Source organism: Pseudomonas agronomica (assembly GCF_025917275.1).
GTDB lineage: Bacteria > Pseudomonadota > Gammaproteobacteria > Pseudomonadales > Pseudomonadaceae > Aquipseudomonas > Aquipseudomonas agronomica.
The window spans coordinates 1-1,202 of sequence record NZ_JAOSHO010000862.1; the positions used below are offsets into that span (position 1 = coordinate 1).

Annotated in this window: 1 protein-coding gene; it reads left to right on the forward strand. The window is 64.6% G+C overall.

Features of this window, described 5'->3' with window-relative positions; all coding sequences use genetic code 11:
• A partial coding sequence (locus OC610_RS27740; protein WP_264432743.1) for a TonB-dependent copper receptor occupies positions 1–1,168 on the forward strand: 1,168 nt, incomplete at its 5' end.
• Positions 1,169–1,202: the final 34 nt, after the last annotated feature.

The window sequence follows — 1,202 nt, forward strand, 5'->3', positions numbered from 1 at the left end:
CCTGCGCACGCCGTCCGGCACCGGGATGATGGCCGGACCCATGGCGTCCAACGTCGACCGCCGCACCCTCGGCGCTCGCATCAAGGCCACCTGGCGTTGGGCCGATGTGCAATTGATCAGCGGCCTCGACGCGCAGACCAACGAGCATCGCCAACGCAGCAGCATGGGCGTGGATACCTACAAGGACCTGCCTTATACCAAGGACGCCGACTTCCACAATTACGGAGTGTTCGGCGAACTGACCTGGTACGCCGCCGACCGCGACCGGGTTATCACCGGCGCCCGGCTCGACCGCGCCTCGGCCAAGGACTATCGCCAGAGCATCGGTTCCGGCATGTCGGCCCAGCCCAATCCCACCGCCGATGACACCCGCGCCGACACGCTGCCCAGCGGTTTCGTGCGCTACGAACACGACCTGGACGACAGCCCCACTACCCTCTATGCCGGTGTCGGTCACGCGCAACGTTTCCCGGACTACTGGGAGCTGTTCTCGCCGAACGCCGGCCCCAGCGGTTCGTTGAATGCCTTCGACGCGATCAAGCCGGAGAAAACCACCCAGCTCGACTTCGGCCTGCAATACAAGACCGACACCCTCCAAGCCTGGGCATCGGGTTATGTCGGGCAGGTGCGCGACTACATCCTGTTCGATTACACCCCCGGCATGATGGGTACCACCTCCCGGGCCGAGAACATCGATGCGCGGATCATGGGCGGTGAACTGGGTGCGGCCTACATGCTCACCGAACGCTGGAAAGCCGACGCCACCCTGGCCTACGCCTGGGGCAAGAACAGCAGCGACGGCAGCGCCCTGGCGCAGATGCCACCGCTGGACGCGCGCCTGGGCCTCACCTACAGCGAAGACCGCTGGAGCGCCGGCGCCTTGTGGCGGGTGGTGGCGGCGCAGCACCGCGTCGATGAAAACAAGGGCAACGTGGTGGGCAAGGACTACGGCAAAAGTTCGGGGTTCGGGGTCTTCTCGCTCAACGGCGCCTATCGCATCAATTCGAACTGGAAGGTCAGCAGCGGCGTCGACAACTTGTTTGGCAAAGCCTACGCCGAGCACTTGAACCTGGCCGGCAACGCCGGGTTCGGCTACCCGGCGAGCGACCCCCAGGCCATCAACGAACCGGGGCGCACGCTCTGGACGAAGGTGGATATGAGTTTCTAACCGGCACCGGATATCTGTCAGCAAGGACACAAAC